1 protein-coding gene is annotated in these 320 nt (G+C 47.5%); it reads right to left on the bottom strand.

Features of this window, described 5'->3' with window-relative positions; all coding sequences use genetic code 11:
* Positions 1 to 320: ATPase, T2SS/T4P/T4SS family (locus A3766_RS09540; protein ID WP_197479485.1), on the bottom strand; the 320-nt coding region annotated here is incomplete at both ends.

A 320-nucleotide genomic window follows, 5' to 3' on the forward strand; every position in this document is an offset into this window, starting at 1 on the left:
TTCGATACAGGCTCGGCGGCCTTTACCATCGGGCGTTGGAATCAATTGCTGGGCAACAATTGCCTTTAGGTTTAGGGATAAATCCATCCATATCTGGTTTTGCTGTTCAGGCGGGAAAAAGTTAATGATCCGGTCGAGTGCTTGGTTAGCGTTATTAGCGTGTAGTGTTGCCAAGCATAGGTGTCCAGTCTCGGCAAAGGTGACCGCGTAATCCATCGTCTCCTTACTACGAATCTCACCAATCATGATAACGTCTGGTGCCTGCCTCAAGGTGTTCTTAAGGGCAATTTCAAAGGTTTCTGTGTCAATACCGACTTCAC

It is taken from the genome of Oleiphilus sp. HI0132 (assembly GCF_001635845.1).